Origin of the sequence: Aromatoleum tolulyticum, from assembly GCF_900156155.1 — a bacterium.
GTDB lineage: Bacteria > Pseudomonadota > Gammaproteobacteria > Burkholderiales > Rhodocyclaceae > Aromatoleum > Aromatoleum tolulyticum.
Genome location: NZ_FTMD01000008.1, coordinates 196,959 through 214,258, shown reverse-complemented (window position 1 = coordinate 214,258; position 17,300 = coordinate 196,959). Strand labels below are relative to the sequence as shown.

Here is a 17,300-nt window from a genome sequence, read left to right as displayed (position 1 = left end):
AGGAGTGCCATGGCCCGCGAAAAAACCAAGGATTCGCGCAAGGATAGCCCCAAAGGACGTGCCTCCAAGGCCAAGGACAAGGCCGTTCTGATCGCCGAAGGGCCGGAACTCGGGCCCATCGACGCCGAAATCCGCAGGACCCGCCTCAAGACCCTGATCACGCTCGGCAAGGAGCGCGGCTATCTCACGTACGCGGAGATCAGCGACCACCTTCCCGACGACGTCGCCGACGCCGAGCAGATCGAAGGCATCATCGCGACCTTCAACAACATGGGCATCCGGGTGTTCGACGCGGCCCCGGCCGCCGAAGACCTGCTGATGTCCGACGCCGTGCCCAGCACGGTGGACGAGGATGTCGCCGAGGAAGAAGCGGAACAGGCGCTGTCGTCGGTCGACTCCGAATTCGGGCGCACCACCGACCCGGTGCGCATGTACATGCGCGAAATGGGCACCGTCGAGCTGCTTACCCGTGAAGGCGAAATCGAGATCGCCAAGCGCATCGAAGACGGCCTGCGCCACATGGTCCAGGCGATCTCCGCATGCCCGACCACTATCGTCGAAATGCTCGGGCTCACCGACAAGGTCGCACAGGATGAAATGCGCATCGACGAACTCGTCGATGGCCTGATCGACCCGAACGCTGCTTCCGCGGAAGAGGAAGCAGCCATGTCGGAAGGCGAAGAGGGCGACGAGGATGCCGAGGACGAGGAGAGCGCCGAAGACGTCGGCGACGACGACGACGAAAGCTCCGAGGAAAAGGAAGCCGCCGCCAACGCCGCGACGCTCCTGCAACTGAAGAACGAAGCCCTCGCGCGCTTCGCGGTCATCCGCGCGCTGAACGAGCGCAAGATGGCCGCCCTCGCCGACCGCGGCTCGCAGGACGCGGATTACCTGTCCCTGCAGCAGCAGATCTCGGACGAACTCCTCAACATCCGCTTCACCGCCAAGTCGATCGAACGCCTGTGCGACTCCGTGCGCCACATGGTCGAGCAGGTGCGCGGCCACGAGCGCCAGATCCTGCAGCTGTGCGTCGACCGCGCGGGCATGCCACGCCAGCATTTCATCAAGGTCTTCCCGGGCAAGGAAGTGGACCTCGACTGGCTCAAGGACGAGATCGGCGTCGGCAAGAACTACGCCGAGGGCCTGATGCGCGTGCATCCCGCAGTGCTCGAGGAGCAGCAGAAGCTCATCGACCTGCAGACCCGCATCGGTATCCCGCTCAAGGAACTGAAGGACATCAACCGCCAGATGTCGACCGGCGAGGCCAAGATGCGCCGCGCCAAGCGCGAGATGACCGAGGCAAACCTGCGTCTCGTGATTTCCATCGCGAAGAAATACACGAACCGCGGCCTGCAGTTCCTCGACCTGATCCAGGAAGGCAACATCGGCCTGATGAAGGCGGTGGACAAATTCGAATACCGCCGCGGCTACAAGTTCTCGACCTACGCGACGTGGTGGATCCGCCAGGCCATCACCCGCTCGATCGCCGACCAGGCACGCACGATCCGCATCCCGGTTCACATGATCGAGACGATCAACAAGATGAACCGCATCAGCCGGCAGATCCTGCAGGAAACGGGTCAGGAGCCGGATCCCGCGACGCTCGCCGAGAAGATGGAGATGCCCGAGGAGAAGATCCGCAAGATCATGAAGATCTCCAAGGAGCCGATCTCGATGGAGACGCCGATCGGTGACGACGACGACTCGCATCTGGGCGACTTCATCGAGGACCAGGCGACGCTGGCCCCGGCCGACGCGGCGATGTACTCCAGCCTGCGCGACGCCACCAGCGAAGTGCTCGATTCCCTTACGGCACGCGAAGCGAAGGTGCTGCGCATGCGCTTCGGCATCGAAATGAATACCGACCATACCCTCGAGGAAGTCGGCAAGCAATTCGACGTCACCCGCGAGCGCATCCGCCAGATCGAAGCCAAGGCCCTGCGCAAGCTGCGCCACCCGAGCCGCTCGGAGCGCCTGCGCAGCTTCCTCGACAGCGACGCCTGATGTCCCCACGCCCGCTCCGGCGGGCGTCCGCTTTCCCGGCCGATGCTTCAGTCGGCTTGGCAAGCAAGCACTGGGGTAGACAATCAGTTCAAGGGCCTCTAGCTCATGCCTGGTTAGAGCAGCGGACTCATAATCCGTTGGTGCTGGGTTCGACTCCCAGGGGGCCCACCAAAAAAAGGGGTTACACCATAACGGTGTAACCCCTTCGTCTTTCCCGATGCACACGGCCGCCGTTCGACCGAAATTTGGATTGTCGGCTAGCGAACGGTGTAGCGGAACGCCCCGCGCTTGTCGGCACTCACCTTGATCGCGTTGATCGCGACCCCTTCGGCCATGCGGACGAGCGCGGTCTCCGCGATGTCCGGCAGCAGACTGCCGTTGAGGATGTGGTCGACGTTGCGCGCGCCCGAATCGGTCTCGGTGCAGCGCTGCAGCACCGCGCCGACGATCTTCTCGTCCCACTCGAAGCTCGCCTGGTGGTTGGCCGCCACCCGCGCGCCGATCCGGCGCAGCTTCAGCCGGATGATCTCGGCGAGCATCTCGTCGGAAATCGGGTAATAGGGAATCACCTTCATGCGCCCCAGAAATGCCGGCTTGAAGTTCTGGTACAGCACCGGACGCAGGGAGTCGCCGAGCTCGTTCGCCGAAGGCATGTCCTTCTTCGCCTTGTTCAGGCAGGCATGCATGATCTGGCTCGAGCCGACGTTGCTGGTAAGGATGATGAGCGTGTTGCGGAAATCGACCTCCCTGCCCTCGGCATCGTCGAGCACGCCCTTGTCGAACACCTGGAAGAACAATTCCAGAACGTCCGGATGCGCCTTCTCGACCTCGTCCAGCAACACCACGCAATAGGGGTTCCGGCGCACCGCCTCGGTCAGCACGCCGCCTTCGCCGTAGCCCACGTAGCCCGGGGGCGAACCCTTCAAGCCGGACACCGAGTGCGCCTCCTGGTACTCGCTCATGTTGAGCGTCACGAGCTTGCGCTCTCCGCCATACAGGATGTCTGCGAGCGCGCAGGCGGTCTCGGTCTTTCCGACCCCCGAGGGACCGACGAACAGGAACACGCCCTTGGGCTTGTCGGGATCCTCCAGGTTCGCGCGCGCGGTGCGAACGCGCTGCGCGATCGCCTCCAGGGCATGGGACTGGCCGATCACGCGCTCCTCCAGCAGAGGCTTGAGCTGAAGCACCGTCGCGATCTCGTCCTTCACCATCCTGCCGAGCGGAATGCCGGTCCACGCCGAGATGATCCCAGCCACGACGTTTCCGTCGACCTGCAACGGCACCATCGGATCCTCGCCCTGCAGGGAACGCAGCTCGTCGGACAGGGACTGCAGGGACCGCTCCGGAGCGTCCGCCCCGGATTCGCCGCGATGACGCCCGCGCAAGGCGCCAATCTGCGCGACCAACGACTTCTCGCGCTCATGACGAGCTCGCAGGCCCAGCAGTTCCGCATCCACAGACGCGATCTGCTGCCCGATCTCGGTCAGGCGCTTTCCGTGCCCGGCGCCGTCCTGCGCCTCGCGCTCCAGCGAGGCCGCCTCCGCTCGCAGGCGCGCGAGGAGTTTCTCGGCATCGTCGATACGACCCGGCACCGCGCTGTGCGACAGGGCCACCCGGGCGCAAGCGGTGTCGAGTACGCTGATCGCCTTGTCCGGAAGCTGCCGGCCGCTGACGTAACGGTGCGACAGGCGCACGGCCTCGGTCACCGCCTCGTCGAGCACGCGCACACCGAAATGCCGCTCCATCAGGGGCACGATGCCCCGCAGCATTGCCGACGCGACGTCTTCGGAAGGCTCCTCGACCTTCACGACCTGAAAGCGACGCGCCAGCGCCGCATCCTTTTCGAAGTACTTCTTGAACTCCGCCCACGTCGTCGCCGCGACGGTACGCAATTCTCCGCGCGCAAGGGCCGGCTTGAGGAGGTTCGCCGCATCGTTCTGCCCCGCCTGCCCGCCGGCACCGATGATCGTGTGAGCCTCGTCGATGAAGAGCACGATCGGCACCGGGCTCGACCGCACTTCGTCGATGACGCTGCGCAGCCGGTTTTCGAACTCGCCCTTTACACTCGCGCCGGCCTGCAGCAGCCCCATGTCGAGCGTATGGAGCTCGATGCCTTGCAGCGCCTCGGGAACGTCACCGTCGGCAATGCGCTGCGCCAGCCCTTCGACGACGGCGGTCTTGCCGACACCGGCCTCGCCCGTCAGGATGGGATTGTTCTGCCGGCGCCGCATGAGGATGTCGATCACCTGCCGGATCTCGGCATCGCGCCCGATCACCGGATCGAGCCTGCCTTCGCGCGCGCTTCGCGTGAGATTGGTCGTGTAGCGTTCCAGCGCGGGGTTCGTACGCTGCCCGTCGGCGGCCGACGGTTCGTTGCCGTCCGCCGCGCCCATGTCGGCCCCCGCCCCCAGGCCGCAGACCTCACGCGACTCCGCCGACTCTGCGGTGACTTCGTCGAAGTTGTGCTTCAGGTCGTCCGCGCGCACGCGACCGAACAGCGCCGAAGCGCGCACGGCGAGCTGCGACAGCCCGGGTTCGGTCAACATCCCCAGCAATAGATGTCCCGAGCGGATGCGAGGCGTGCGCGCATCGAGCGATGCGATCAGCCAGGCCTGCTCCAACAGGAGTTGCAGCCGTGGGGAAAACACCGGGGTCCGGTCATTGCCGCTGCGGAACCGCCCGACCTCGCGCTCCAGATCACGCTGGACGGCCGGAACCCCGACCCCGCTCCGCGCCAGTACGACCGCGAAGTCGCTCGCCGGCTGCTCGCACAACGCAAGGAACACGTGTTCGAGATCCACCTCGTAGTGGCCGCGCGCCATGCAAAGGTTGGCGGCACGTTCGACGGCACCGCGACAAATCGTGTTGAGCTTGCAGATCAGCGTCTTGAGGGATGTACTCATGGCAGCGCGAAGTGGAGGTTAGTAATCGATGCTCAATGGAGGGCGCCGGGCGAGTACACGGCATCGTCCCGATCGCACGCGGATAGGCGCGAGGCGAGGAAGACGTCGCGTCCGAGGCGCGGCGGCGAGTCGGCCCCGAGCGCCGCGGGTCTGACATCTACGGCACGCAGGCTGGGCCGGATTTCGTATTCGAACTGATGCCCGGTCGCCAGCAACAACAGTTTCGCAAGCGCGGCCGCCGAGTCGCCGCCGGGAAGGAACGCGTGGTAATCGGCTGCGGCAAGCGGCCCCACGTGGATCCTGACCTTCAGATTGCGCTGCCAGACCCGTTCGCCCGACAGTGCGGTGCGCCCCAGCAGGGCGTTGCGGCCGCCGAGCGTTGTGCGCTGATCGTCCGGCAGGGCATACCACGCTCCGACGAACTGCTCGACGCGCACAGGTACGCGGAAATGCCCGGCGAGGATGCGTTCGAGCGCCTTCGCCGACAGCGGCCGCTGCGAGAGGAGCGTCGCCACGCGGGCAATCGCCTCGTCCTCGATGCGCCCCGCGCCGTCCCGCATCCGCTCCCGCAGGGCGTCGAATCCCAGTCCCGCCACCGACAGCACCAGCGGCAGAAAGCGGTTGCGGCGATCGCTTTCGTACTGCAGCGGCAGGCGGTACTTTTTCCACGCGAGGTAGAACTGCGCGACCGCCCGGTTGGCGAAGATGTCGAGCAAGGCACGCGCGGCTCGATCGCGGTGAATGCGCTCACGTTCCGAGATGCGCTCGGTGTAGTGGGCGGGCAAGGCGCCATGCACCCCCAGGAGCCCGATCGCATACGGCGTGATCTCGACCTTGCGCAAGCGGGGCGGTCCGACGTGGCTCTCGTCATCGTGCCGCCACGCCTCCAGGGCTTCGATCTCGGCAGGAGCGAAGCCCTGGTGCAGCGTATTGCGGAAACGGATGCGCGCCGACAGGGCATCGGCGCCGTGCCGGCGCTCGGTCCCCTCGTCGCGGAACAGGCCGTCGAGCAGACGTACGGCCTGAAAGAATTCAAACCGGTACGGCGCCTCGACGAGCTGCTCGATCAGGCCAGGATCGAATCGCCCGAGCGCGGCTCGCATCGAACGAGCTCCTCCCCTGTCCTGACCGAAACGAGCACGAGTTGCACGAAACTGTTCAGTTGCACGTAAAGACCGAGGAAACGGTCGATGACCCGCGCAAAGACGTCGAGACCGGCGCCGACGAAACTGTCCTCGTCGACCGTCAGGCGCACCTCGACCCCCCGAACGAAACTTGCGAAGGGACGCCCTGCCATCCAACAGGTCTTCTCCTGCTGCTCAATGCCGCGGATGCCGTCGATCTGGCGTCGCGACACGGCCGTCCGGCGCACATCATAAAGACCGAGCATTTCCTTGAAGGCAGCGAGGCCGTTCCCGGTAAGGGAAAGGTGATTGAGCGACAGGTGCGAGATCAGGCGCCACAGACCATCCCGTTCATGGCTGAAGCGACACGACATCGTCGGCACGCGCAGCAACCGGATCGCACGTGCCGCGCCGCCTTCGGCGTGGAGGTCGCCGCCCTCGAGGCCGATCGCGAGCCGCGCCGGAAGATCGCGGTTCGTGCACGTCAGCGACACGCTCAGGATGTCGGTGCCGGGCTTGAGCGGATCGAATCCGGTATCGACGATCGTGAGCGCGGTCTCGTAACCGGGACTGCGCTCCGCCACCTGTGCGTCGCGTTGTGCATGCCAGTAATGACCGTCCCGCTCAGGCGTTTCGCCGTGGCGCAGGGAAAAGAACGGGCGATATTCGGTCTGCGCCTCGCCATCCGGTCTGCGGCTCACGCGGCGCACCGCATCGATCGAGTAGACCTCGTAGGCATGCGCCTGTCGTCCGTCGGCGACCACGGGATACGTGGATGTGCGCCCCGTGAGGCGGATCGGGTCGCCGGGCCGCTGGAATAAATTGACGACCGGCACGCAGCCGAGCTTGAGCGAATCGCCGCTCAGTCCGCCGAGAAGCCGCGCGATCTCGCCGTCCGGTCGCACGTCCTTGAACGCGAAATGAATGCGGATCTGCCCCTCCCGACGCGCGTGCGCCGGCAGTCGGGCAAGAAGCACGTCGAAGAAGTTGTATTTCTCCGGAAAGGCGAAGTACTCGGTCAGGTGACGGTAGGCGTCGTGGGCGCTGTCGGGAAAATCGACGAGCGCTTCATCGGCCGCCAGACCGACCTCCCCGATCACCGCGCCCTCGACGGCATGCCAGACACCATCCCCGGTTTCCACCCACGTCCGCAACACCCGCAGGAACAGCGCATCACGCAGTGCGGCTGCGACGGACGGTTCCGCATCGATGTACAGGCGCACCCGCTCGACACCGCCCAACCCTCCGGCTCCCTGAACGGCCAGCCGCAACGACAGCATGCCCGAAACGCCGAGCGGCGCGCGCACGGCCGCAGGAATGCTCGCTACGGCCTGAAAGCGGAATTCCTCGATGCGCAGCGGCAACAGCTCGACCCGCCATGCGGTGCGGAAGCGACAGGAGACGCCATTCACCGGCCGCGACCGCAGCTCTGCTCCCCGCTCGAACACGACCGGACGCGAAAGTTGCGACTCCCCGCCCTCGCTGTCGAAATGCGCAATCGAGCATGCCGGGAAAGGGCATAGATAGTGCGGATACAGTACCTGCAGCAACGCCTCGGTAAACAGCGGGTACGAGTCTTCGAGTTTCTTCGATATACGGGCCGACAGCAGCGCGAAGGATTCGATCATCCGCTCGACATGCGGATCATCGCATCCCTCGCCGTTCAGCAGCAGTCGCGCGGCAATCTTCGGATAGCGCTCGGCGAACTCGCGAGAATGGCCGCGCAGAAATGCGAGCTCGCGCTCGTAATAGGGAAGGAGGTCTTCCATTTCAATTCTGACCGCTTCGCGGGGCCTGCCGATTGACCGAATAGAGAAGGGTCGTCGGCTGCAACAAAGCGTCGAAATTCACCGGCTCACGTGCGGGACGGACGACGAGCAAGGCCTTGATCGAAAAGTACAGCGCATTGACCGAGCGTCGATCCAATTCGAGCCGGACGTCGACATTGCGCAGCCGCGGCTCGTGACGGGCAATTGCCGTTTCGATCGAACGGCAGATCGCCGCACGATCGTGCGGATTGTTCAGACTCATCGCCGCGAAATCCCGCAGCCCGTAGGTGAGCGGCGATTGCGCCGCCTCGGGGTGAGACTGGGCCAGCGATTCATCCACCGTCGTGCGGGCATTGAGAAGCGCTTCAAGATCACGGGCAACCGAGTCCTTCAGCTGTTCGAGCGACAGCACGGGCCGGGTCGGGCCGGCCGGGCTGTCGTCGAACAGCTTGTCGAAGAAGGTCGGTTCGAACCCTTTCATGATGACGCCGCCGACCGGGCAGCCCCTGTGCCGCCCGTAAGCACCGGACGTATCAGCTCAGGCTCGGAGCGTTCTTCGCAAGGTTCCAGGCGCCCTGGATGTTCACCTTGCCCGACTTGCTGCCGTCGATATTGAGCTCGTCGTAGGTCCACTTCACCGCCGAATACTTCAGCGCGAAGGTTTCGGTAGGAATGCCTTCGCTCGACACGGTCGGCGATACCGACGAAATCAATACGTTCTTGAGCTCGATTTTCAGGTATTGGTGCCGGTTCTGCGCGCCGCTCGGATTTCCGGTGGTGTTCTTGCCACCGAACGCACGATAGAAATACACGATCGCGTCGTTGATGATGAGTCCCGAGGAGCAGGCCTGGTAGAGCTTTGGGCTGGCGCCGTCGATATCCTTCACGAAGATCATCTCGCCGTGTTCGCAGCGCTCGGCCGTGTGTCCGCCGGCGCTCGACGCCGTGGCCGATTTCGGCTGGCGGATGTTGTGCGACCACGAATACACCTCGACCTGGTCCTTGTGCTTGGTGTCGCGAGAATCGCCCTTGAGGTCGCTACCCTTGAATTCGATGTAGATATCCTTCATTGCCTTCAGATCCTTGTATTAGTCGAACAATCAGGCCTTGCCGGACTGCGGCAGCTCAGCAACCAGCCGCAGCGAAACCGAAAGCTCGTCGAGCTGGAAATGGGGACGGATGAACGAAACGGCGCGGTAGACGCCGGGGCGTCCGGGAACTTCGGCCACCTCGATGGAGGCCTCGCGCAGGGGAAACTGCGCCTTGGTTTCCTGCGAAGCCGTGTCGTCGGCGGTGACGTACTGGTCGATCCACCGCTGCAGGTACATCTCGACGTTGGCGGCACTGGCAAAACTGCCGATCTTGTCGCGCATCATCGCCTTCATGTAATGCGCAATGCGGCACACGGCGAAGATGTACTGCAACTGTGCCGAGAGCGAGGCGTTGGCATTGGCCGCATCCGTGTCGTAACGCCGTGCCTTCTGCGTCGACTGCGCACCGAAGAAGGCCGCGTAATCGGTGTTCTTGCAGTGGACGAGCGGGATGAAGCCGAGATCGCTGAGTTCCTTTTCGCGCCGGTCGGTGATCGCCACCTCGGTCGGGCACTTCAGCGCCACCTCGCCTTCACCCGTGCGGAAGGTGTGCGCCGGCAGGTCCTCGACCAGGCCGCCCCCTTCCACGCCGCGGATTGCCGCGCACCACCCGTGGTTCTCGAAAGCGTTGGTGAGGCGCGCCCCGAAAGCGAAGGCCGCGTTGCACCACAGGTACTTCGAGTGATCCGCGCCGTCGACGTCCTCGACGAAATTGAACCCCTCGGTGGTGGTTCCGTCGATCGGGTTGTACGGCAGGCGCCCGAGAAAACGCGGTAGCGTGAGACCGACGTAACGCGCATCCTCCGAGTCGCGATAGGATTTCCACTTCGCGTATTCGACGGTATCGAACACCTTCGACAGGTCCCGCGGCCTGCTCAGCTCGACGTAGGATTCGAGACCGAAGAGTTCGGGCGAGGCAGCCGTGATGAAAGGCGCATGTGCGGCGGCGGCGACGTGCGACATCTGTTCGAGCAGGTAGAGATCTTCCGGCTGGCGCGTCATGTCGTACTGGCCGAGCAGGACGCCGAAGGGTGAGCCGCCGAAGGTGCCGAACTCCTCCTCGTACACCTTGCGGAAGAGCGCACTCTGATCGAACTCGATCGCGGTCTTGAAGTCCTTGACGAGATCGCGCTTGGTCGCGTTCATCATCTTGATCTTCAGCTGGGGACCCGTCGAAGTCTGGTGGCAGAGATAATGCAGCCCGGTCCAGGCACTCTCCAGCGCCTGGAACTGGGCGGCATGCATCACCTCGCTGAGCTGCGCCGAGATGAGCCGATCGAGATCGGCCAGGCGTGCATCGAGCGAGGCGGAGAGGTTTTCGGACACGACGACCTCGCCGTCCAGGACCTGCCTGGCCAGCTCTCCGATAATGTCCCGAGCATGGCTGCGTTCCGATTCCGAGCGGGCGACCCGGCTCTCCTCGATGATGCGATCCAGCAGGGGAATGTCGGCCCTGCCGCTGACCGGATCGGCGGACGTTTGCGCCATCGTGCTCATTGCTCTTCCCCCGAGTCGCCGGTGGGGGCACTGGCACCGATGGAGCGCAACTTCTCGGTGTTACCGAGGACGTCGCTCAGAAGGTCGTCGAGTTTCTCGTTGCCCGCCAGCTTGTTGCGAAGTTCCGCGAGCCGGGCGCGCGCTTCCAGCAATTTGCGCAAGGGCTCCACCTGACGCGCAACCGACTCGGGGCGAAAGTCTTCGAAACTGCGGAACGTGAGATCGACAGCCAGTTCGCCGCCCTCGTCGGACAGCCGGTTCTTGACCCGGAATGCCGCTCGCGGCGCGAGGGCGTCCATCACGTCGTCGAAGTTATCGACGTCGATCGCGACGAATTTCCGGTCGCGCAGCTTTGCCTCGCCGGCCTCGCTTTGTCCCGCGAAATCGCCGAGGACGCCCGCCACAAACGGCAATTCCTTCTGCTCGACTGCGTCACCCTTTTCCACGTCGTAGGTGAGCTGCACACGCGGCGGCCTGACCTTCTGCAGACGCTTCTGAATACTTTCCTTCCTGGACACAATAGCCTCCTGGCAAGTCACCGGCGCGCCCTGCGCCGCCCCCGTCGGTGTCGCTTACTTCAGCGCGCCGAACGGCCCCGAACCGCTCGCGGCAGTCGCTGCGGGCGGCTGCCCTGCGCTCGCGGCAGGCATGGTTTTCTTCACGCGAGCCTTCGGCTTGACCTTCGGCTTCTGATTCTTCTGGCGCTCTTCCTCCAGCCGGCGCGCTTCGAGCTCTTCCGGCGTGGGAGGGGGAATGAGCACCGATTCGCCCAAGGACTCGCGCATCACCTTGGCCAGCGCAACAGCGTCGCCGCGCGCGGACCCCGTCATTTCCGTGTCATTGCGCAAATCCGCCAGGGATTCCGTCGCCACGCGCAGTCCGCTCACGGCCCGCACGCTCTTGGCGACGCGATCCGCGGGGTCGCGTTGCAGCACCTCTCCTGCCGCCACGATCGCTTCGCCGTATTTGCCGCCATCGAACTGGATCCGCGCGATGCGCACCCACGGCTCCTTCGACTCGGGACCGAGTTCCGCTGCCTTCGACAGCAGGCCTACAGCCTCATCCCGCTTGCTCTCGGAAAGCAGCTGATCGACCTGTACGGTCGTCGTCTTCAGGTACTGCGAATAGTCGTCCTGAGACATCTTCTGCGGCGTCGACGCACACCCCGTAACAAGCAGAGCCATCGCCAGAGCGGCCACCTTTCCCGGATTTCCGATCGTCATTACAAACCCCGAAAAATTGTTTCGTCATAACGGCATTGCGCCGCAAAGCCCGGCATAGTACATTTGCATCGACACAAAATGCAATCCTTTGGCATTCTTTTTTATGCTATATGCGTCCACAGATGATTCCTGCGCAGGATCGGCAAGGCTCTTGCCCGTCTCCCTGCTTGCCGCACTCACCGCCATCCTGATTCCCCTGGCGGCCGGCTGTTCGACCGTGTCGGCACTGCAGATCGCCGGAACCGTGGCGGGCGTGGCGCTGGAAGCGGCCGGACTGAAGAAGGCCGACGAACGTCCCGCCGCCGAGACCGTGCATCCGGTCGCGATGACCTTTTCGACAGGCCCTGCGACCAATGCCACCCGCAACGGCGAAGCGCTCGCCCTTGTCGTGCGCATCTACCAGCTGCGCAGCAACACGGCTTTTGCGCGTCTCACCTACGCACAGGCCAGCACACCCGAAGCCGAACGCGGTGCGCTGCAGGATGACCTGGTGACGGTGCGCGAGCTGACCCTGCTGCCCGGCAAGACCTACCGGTTCGAGGAACAGGTGCCGGACCAGGTGAAGGTGATAGGCGTCGCGGCACAGTTCCATCACCCTGCCGCAAACCGCTGGAAACTCGCCTTCGATCGCGAGGCATCGCAAAAGACCGGCATCGCGATCGCATTCCACGCCTGCGCGATGACAACCGGGACCGGCGAACTCGCCCAACCCGCAACAACAGCCTCCGTCCGCTCGCTGTCGGGCGTCCGCTGTACCTGACCGAGGAAACGCAAAACACCGTGACACCCCACAAGATCCTATGGGGCGAAGGACTCTTCCTCCGCCCGCAGCATTTCCAGCAGCAGGATGCCCGTCATGAGACCGGCATCCGCAGGGCCATGCTGACGGCCGAACCATTCGCCTGGGGCGTACGCGCACTGGAGATCGATCGCGATGCGCTCACGAGCGGGTCATTGCGCATCGACCGTCTCGACGTGGTGCTGCCCGATGGCGAAATCTATCTCGCGCCGGGGGAGGACCGTCTTCCGCCACCGCTCGCGCTCGATCAGCTCGACTGGGGCGCCGGCCACGTCGATCTCCACCTGGCGCTCCATCACCTGCGCGACTTCGGCAACAACTACGACTCGGGCGACGGCAACGCCACCGGTTGCCGTTACGTGCTCGACACCTGCCAGGTGTCGGACCTGTTCACGGACGCTGTCCAGGCCGAAGTCGGCGTGCTGCGCAAGCAGGCACGGCTGATCGCCGGCACACAGGCGCCCGATCAATACCTGACGCTTCCGCTCGTGCGCATCCGCAGGACCACGACCAACGGCTACGAGATCGACCCGGCCTTCATCGCGCCGAGCCTGCGCGTAGACAGTGCTCCGGCCCTGCACCTGATGTTGCGGCGTCTGCTCGATTCCCTCCAGGCGAAGGTGGACGCCCTGTATGGCTTCCACCGCGAGCCGTCGAAGAATGTCATCGAATTCCGTTCCGGCGACATCGCATCCTTCTGGCTGCTGCATACGGCGAGCAGCGCCTTTGCGGCCCTCGCACACATCCACAGGAATCCGTCGCTCCATCCCGAGCGCCTGTATCAGGAACTGCTCCGCCTCGCGGGCGGGTTGATGACGTTCTCGAAGACGCACACGCTCGCCGACCTGCCCGCCTACGAGCACGGACGGCCGACGTCGTGCTTCGGGAAGATCGACGGGATACTGCGCAATCTGCTCGAAACCGTGATCTCGACGCGCTATTTCGCGATCAGCCTGGACGAGCAGAAACCCTCGTTCCATCTGGGGCGCGTCGATTCGGACAAGATCACGCAAGACACCCGGTTCTTCCTCGCGGTGTCGGCAACGCTGCCGCTGTCGGAGATCATCGAGTCGGTGCCCGCGCGCTTCAAGGCCGGCGCGCCCGACGACGTCGACAAGCTCGTGCTCTCGGCCATGGGCGGCGTCTCGCTCACGCACTGCGCCCAGGTACCGCCCGCGATCCCGGTGCGCCCGGGGGCCTGCTACTTCAGCCTGGATCCGCACGGCCCTCTCTACGAACGCATGCTCAAGGCGCGCAGCATCACGATCTACGCGCCGGCCGGCTACCCCGAACTCAAGCTCGAACTCATCGCCGTCATTTCATGAACGCCAATCCGTCAATCTTCGCCGAGAACGCCCCTGCCCGCACGGCGCACACGTCTTCCGCTGCCAGGAGCACGCTTGCGGACCTGCTGTACGAGGGCTTCTACATGGTGTTCCTGCTGAAGAACAACAAGACGCCCCGCGACGCGCGCGAGTTTTCCGAGAGCGTCACGGGCTTCCTCACCGACTTCGAACGGCAGGCAAAGAAACAGGACTTCGCGCCCGAGGACATCTTCGATGCGAAGTACGCCTTCTGCGCAACGGTCGACGAAGCCATCCTGTCCTCGCGCCTGTCCATCCGCGACGACTGGGAGCGGCGCCCGCTGCAGCTGAGCCTGTTCGGCGACCAGCTCGCGGGTGAATACTTCTTCGACAAGCTCGGCGCGGCCCGCGACGCCGGTGCGCGGCGGATACAGGCCCTGGAAGTGTTTCACATGTGCCTGCTCCTGGGCTTCCGTGGCAAGTACCTGCTCGAAGGCCCCGAGAAGCTGGCTTACCTGACGGCCCGCCTCGGGGAGCAGATCGCCCACATCAAGGGCCGCAAGGCGAGTTTCGCCCCCCACGGTGCGCGCCCCGACAGCATCGTGCACGAACTGCGCCGCAGCCTGCCCGCGTGGGTCACCGTCGCGGTGGTGGCACTCAGCGCGCTGGTCGCGTACATCGGCATCCGCACCCACCTTGCGCACGAAACTCAGGCGACCCTCGCCGAATACCGCGACATCATCAAGCTTGCCGCGAAGCGTCCCCACATCACCATCACCCTGCCCTGAACACGATGCAAGGCACCGTCTTAGAGGCATTGCTGTCCCAGGATTCGCGGCTGGTCGAGATCCGCTCGGCAGCGCCGGCGCCGCTGCTCGTCGAAAGCATGTCGGGGCGCGAAGCCATCAACGAGCTGTTCCGCTTCGACGTCGACTGCGTCGCGACGAATGCCTACCTCCCGCTGTCCGAACTGCTCGGGATCCAGTTTTCACTGCGCCTGCGCCTCGCCGACGGGCACCTGCGGACATGGCACGGGTACTGTACCCACGCGGCGCCGCTCGGCAGCGACGGCGGACTCGCGCGCTACCGCCTCACCCTCGAGCCCTGGCTTGCACTGCTCGCCCAGGGACGGCGCAACCGCGTCTTTCAGGATCTCGACCTGCGCGGCCTGTGCGATGCCTTGTTCGCTGGCTACCGCATGCACGCGAACTGGCGCTTCGACCTCACCCGGACGCTGCGCCAGCGCGCTCTGCGCATCCAGCACCGCGAGAGCGATTTCGACTTCCTCCTGCGACTGCTCGCCGAAGAGGGCATTTCGTTTCGCTTCGAGCACGAGCAGACGGAGCAGGACGACAAGACCGCCGAACGCGCGCGCCACTGCATGGTGCTCTTCGACCACCGCGCCGCACCGGCGCCGGGGCCTCAGGAGCGCATCCGCTTCCATCGCGCCGACGCCACCGAAGCCGACGACACTATCCAGACTCTGACGGACGAGCACCGCGTCGGCGCCAACGCCGTCAGCCGCAGCTCGTGGAATTACCGCGCCCTGGTTGCAGCGGCCGCGCAGGCCTCCGGCGGGGCCGGCGACAGCGACCTGCCCGCGCTCGAGGATCATGACGGCAGCGGCGCATCCCGCTACGCATCGGAAGCCGAAGCCGCCGAGCACGCCGGACTCGTCCTCTCCGGGCACGAGGCGCGCTACCGGCGCCTCGGAGGCGGTGGCAGCGTGCGCAGCCTGGCCGCGGGCACGCATTTCACGCTGGAGGGGCACGCCCAGTTCTCAGGCGAAAACGCGAGCTTCGCCGTCCTGAGCGTCGAGCACCGGGCTGCGAACAATCTCGGCAGCGGCGTAGCGGCGCTCCTGCCGACCCGCGGCGTCGAGCGAGGAAGCTACCGCAACGAATTCGTCCTCCAGCCCTCGGCAGCCCCCATCCTGCCCACGCCGCGCAGAAAGCCGGCCGCTCAGCCAGAAACCGCCCTCGTGGTCGGCGAAGCCGGCGCCGCGCTGACTACGGATCGCGATCATCGCATCCGGATCCAGTTCCACTGGCAACGTGGCGAACGCCCCAACCCGGGCGGCCTTGCGACGACCAACCTGCCTAACGGCGACGAACACGCGCCCGGCGACGAGCGCAGCGGCATCTGGGTGCGCGTGGCCGAATGGCTGTCGGGCCCCGACTGGGGCAGCCACTTCCTGCCGCGGACCGGCACCGAAGTGCTGATCGACTTCGTCGATGGCGACATCGACCGCCCGCTCGTCGTCGGCCAGCTCTATGGCGGCATCGATCTACCCCCCTTCAGCGCGGGCGAGGCGAGCGGCGCCAACCACCCTGGCGTGATCTCCGGCTGGAGCAGCGACACTCACGCGGGGAACGGACAGGGCTTCAACCAGTGGCTCGCCGACGACACGCCGGGACAGCTTCGCACCCGCCTCGCGACCAGTCACGCGGCGTCGCAACTGTCGCTCGGCCATCTGGTCGAGCAGGCACCGCACAGCCTCGTGCGCGGCCCATGGCGCGGCGCCGGCCTCGAACTGCGCACCGACGGCTGGCTGGCCCTGCGCGCCGGAGACGGCGTGCTCATCTCATCCACCGCCCGCCCGCAGGGCGCATCGACCCAGATGGACGTCGCCGAGGCGGTCGCGCAGCTGCGCGGCGCCGAGCAGACGGCGCAGGCCCTTTCCGACGCCGCGATGGCGCAATCTGCCCGCCCGCTTGCCGCCAACACCAGGCAGAGCGCGTTCATCGACGCCATCGATGCCGCGCGCGAAGGGCACTTCAACGGCAGAATCGGCGGACAGGATGCCATGAAGGCCCGCCCCGGCAGCCGCGAGCCCGATGCCCCCACGGAACGCTTCGCACAGCCATTCATCGTCACCGAAGGGCCGGACGACATCGGCCTGTCCACCCCGGCCAGCACGCTCCTCTTCGCCGGTGCCCACCTTCACGCAACGGCGCAGAAGGACTTCCACGCCGCTGCTGCCCGCAGCTTCAGCGCCACGGTCGGCGCCGGCGCGAGCTGGTTCAGTCACTCCGGCGGGATCAGGAGCATCGCGGCGGCCGGCAGCCAGACGATCCAGGCGCACACCGACGCGATGGAGATCCTCGCGGACCAGTCGGTAAGCGTCACCAGCTCGAACGACGAGATCCACGTCCTCGCCAAGGACCGCATCGTGCTGCAGGCGGGTCAGTCATCGGTGACGCTGCAGGGCGGGGATATTACTTTCGCCTGCCCGGGGACGTTTTCGGTGAAGGGGGCGGGGCACGCGTTCGAGGGGCCGGCCACGAATCCCGTCGCCGCTGCTCACCTACCCTCCGACAAAGTCAGCGTCCCACCCGAGAACGTCGAATTCCGCTATGCGTACCACGACGGAGAACCCGTCAAGGGTGCGGAGTATTCCGCCTATCTGTCAGACGGCTCCACGCGACACGGCCGCCTCGACGAGCAGGGTTACATGCACCTGGAAAACGTCAAACCCGGAGGCGTCGAGATCCGTGTGGGCAGCGACATCCGGCCCTACACGAATTTCAAGCTGCCGGCCCGGCCGGATGAAGACCTCGACACCTGGATCAAGGGCTGAGTGTTG

13 protein-coding genes and 1 tRNA gene are annotated in these 17,300 nt (G+C 65.3%); 6 read left to right on the top strand and 8 right to left on the bottom strand.

What is annotated here, in order from left to right; all coding sequences use genetic code 11:
• The first annotated feature begins 9 nt into the window (after positions 1–9).
• Together rpoD and BW991_RS13825 are read left to right on the top strand one after the other, a co-directional pair.
• Positions 10–2,004, top strand: a complete 1,995-nt coding sequence (gene rpoD / locus BW991_RS13830; protein ID WP_076602688.1) for an RNA polymerase sigma factor RpoD — start codon at positions 10–12, stop codon at positions 2,002–2,004.
• Positions 2,005–2,096: 92 nt separating this feature from the next.
• A tRNA-Ile gene (locus tag BW991_RS13825) sits at positions 2,097–2,175 on the top strand.
• Positions 2,176–2,261: 86 nt separating this feature from the next.
• Here BW991_RS13825 and tssH read toward each other — a convergent pair.
• Genes tssH through BW991_RS13785 form a run of 8 tightly spaced genes read right to left on the bottom strand, consistent with a single transcriptional unit; the run spans position 2,262 to position 11,587 of the window.
• The gene (tssH, locus tag BW991_RS13820) at positions 2,262–4,907 is read right to left on the bottom strand and encodes a type VI secretion system ATPase TssH (protein WP_076602687.1); all 2,646 of its coding nucleotides are present in this window, start codon (positions 4,905–4,907) and stop codon (positions 2,262–2,264) included.
• A 32-nt stretch (positions 4,908–4,939) separates the two neighbouring features.
• Positions 4,940–6,010, bottom strand: coding sequence for a type VI secretion system baseplate subunit TssG (gene tssG, locus BW991_RS13815; RefSeq protein ID WP_076602686.1), 1,071 nt, complete (start codon positions 6,008–6,010; stop codon positions 4,940–4,942).
• Positions 5,974–7,800 carry a type VI secretion system baseplate subunit TssF gene (tssF, locus tag BW991_RS13810; RefSeq protein ID WP_076602685.1) on the bottom strand — a complete coding sequence of 609 codons (1,827 nt, stop codon included), beginning with the start codon at positions 7,798–7,800 and terminating at the stop codon, positions 5,974–5,976. The genes tssG and tssF overlap by 37 nt, the downstream gene beginning before the upstream one ends.
• 1 nt (position 7,801) lies before the next feature.
• Positions 7,802–8,281, bottom strand: coding sequence for a type VI secretion system baseplate subunit TssE (gene tssE, locus BW991_RS13805; RefSeq protein WP_076602684.1), 480 nt, complete (start codon positions 8,279–8,281; stop codon positions 7,802–7,804).
• 52 nt (positions 8,282–8,333) lie between these two features.
• Positions 8,334–8,870, bottom strand: a complete 537-nt coding sequence (locus BW991_RS13800; RefSeq protein ID WP_076602683.1) for an Hcp family type VI secretion system effector — start codon at positions 8,868–8,870, stop codon at positions 8,334–8,336.
• A gap of 30 nt (positions 8,871–8,900) precedes the next feature.
• Entirely contained in the window at positions 8,901–10,379 is a 1,479-nt protein-coding gene (gene tssC, locus BW991_RS13795; RefSeq protein WP_244551693.1) for a type VI secretion system contractile sheath large subunit, read from the bottom strand.
• 5 nt (positions 10,380–10,384) lie between these two features.
• A complete protein-coding gene (tssB, locus tag BW991_RS13790) occupies positions 10,385–10,906 on the bottom strand; it encodes a type VI secretion system contractile sheath small subunit (RefSeq protein ID WP_076602681.1) in 522 nt (173 codons plus the stop codon).
• A gap of 54 nt (positions 10,907–10,960) precedes the next feature.
• On the bottom strand, positions 10,961–11,587 hold the full coding sequence (locus BW991_RS13785) for a tetratricopeptide repeat protein (protein ID WP_139335939.1): 627 nt from the start codon (positions 11,585–11,587) through the stop codon (positions 10,961–10,963).
• 175 nt (positions 11,588–11,762) lie between these two features.
• Here BW991_RS13785 and tssJ point away from each other — a divergent pair, with 175 nt between their 5' ends.
• The 4 genes from tssJ to BW991_RS13765 are packed head-to-tail and all read left to right on the top strand — an operon-like array spanning position 11,763 to position 17,294.
• Positions 11,763–12,371, top strand: coding sequence for a type VI secretion system lipoprotein TssJ (tssJ, locus tag BW991_RS13780; RefSeq protein WP_170879105.1), 609 nt, complete (start codon positions 11,763–11,765; stop codon positions 12,369–12,371).
• Between the two features lie 20 nt (positions 12,372–12,391).
• The gene (gene tssK / locus BW991_RS13775) at positions 12,392–13,735 is read left to right on the top strand and encodes a type VI secretion system baseplate subunit TssK (RefSeq protein WP_076602679.1); all 1,344 of its coding nucleotides are present in this window, start codon (positions 12,392–12,394) and stop codon (positions 13,733–13,735) included.
• A complete protein-coding gene (icmH, locus tag BW991_RS13770) occupies positions 13,732–14,502 on the top strand; it encodes a type IVB secretion system protein IcmH/DotU (protein WP_076602678.1) in 771 nt (256 codons plus the stop codon). The genes tssK and icmH overlap by 4 nt, the downstream gene beginning before the upstream one ends.
• 5 nt (positions 14,503–14,507) lie before the next feature.
• Positions 14,508–17,294 carry a type VI secretion system Vgr family protein gene (locus BW991_RS13765; protein ID WP_244551692.1) on the top strand — a complete coding sequence of 929 codons (2,787 nt, stop codon included), beginning with the start codon at positions 14,508–14,510 and terminating at the stop codon, positions 17,292–17,294.
• The last annotated feature ends 6 nt before the right edge of the window (positions 17,295–17,300 follow it).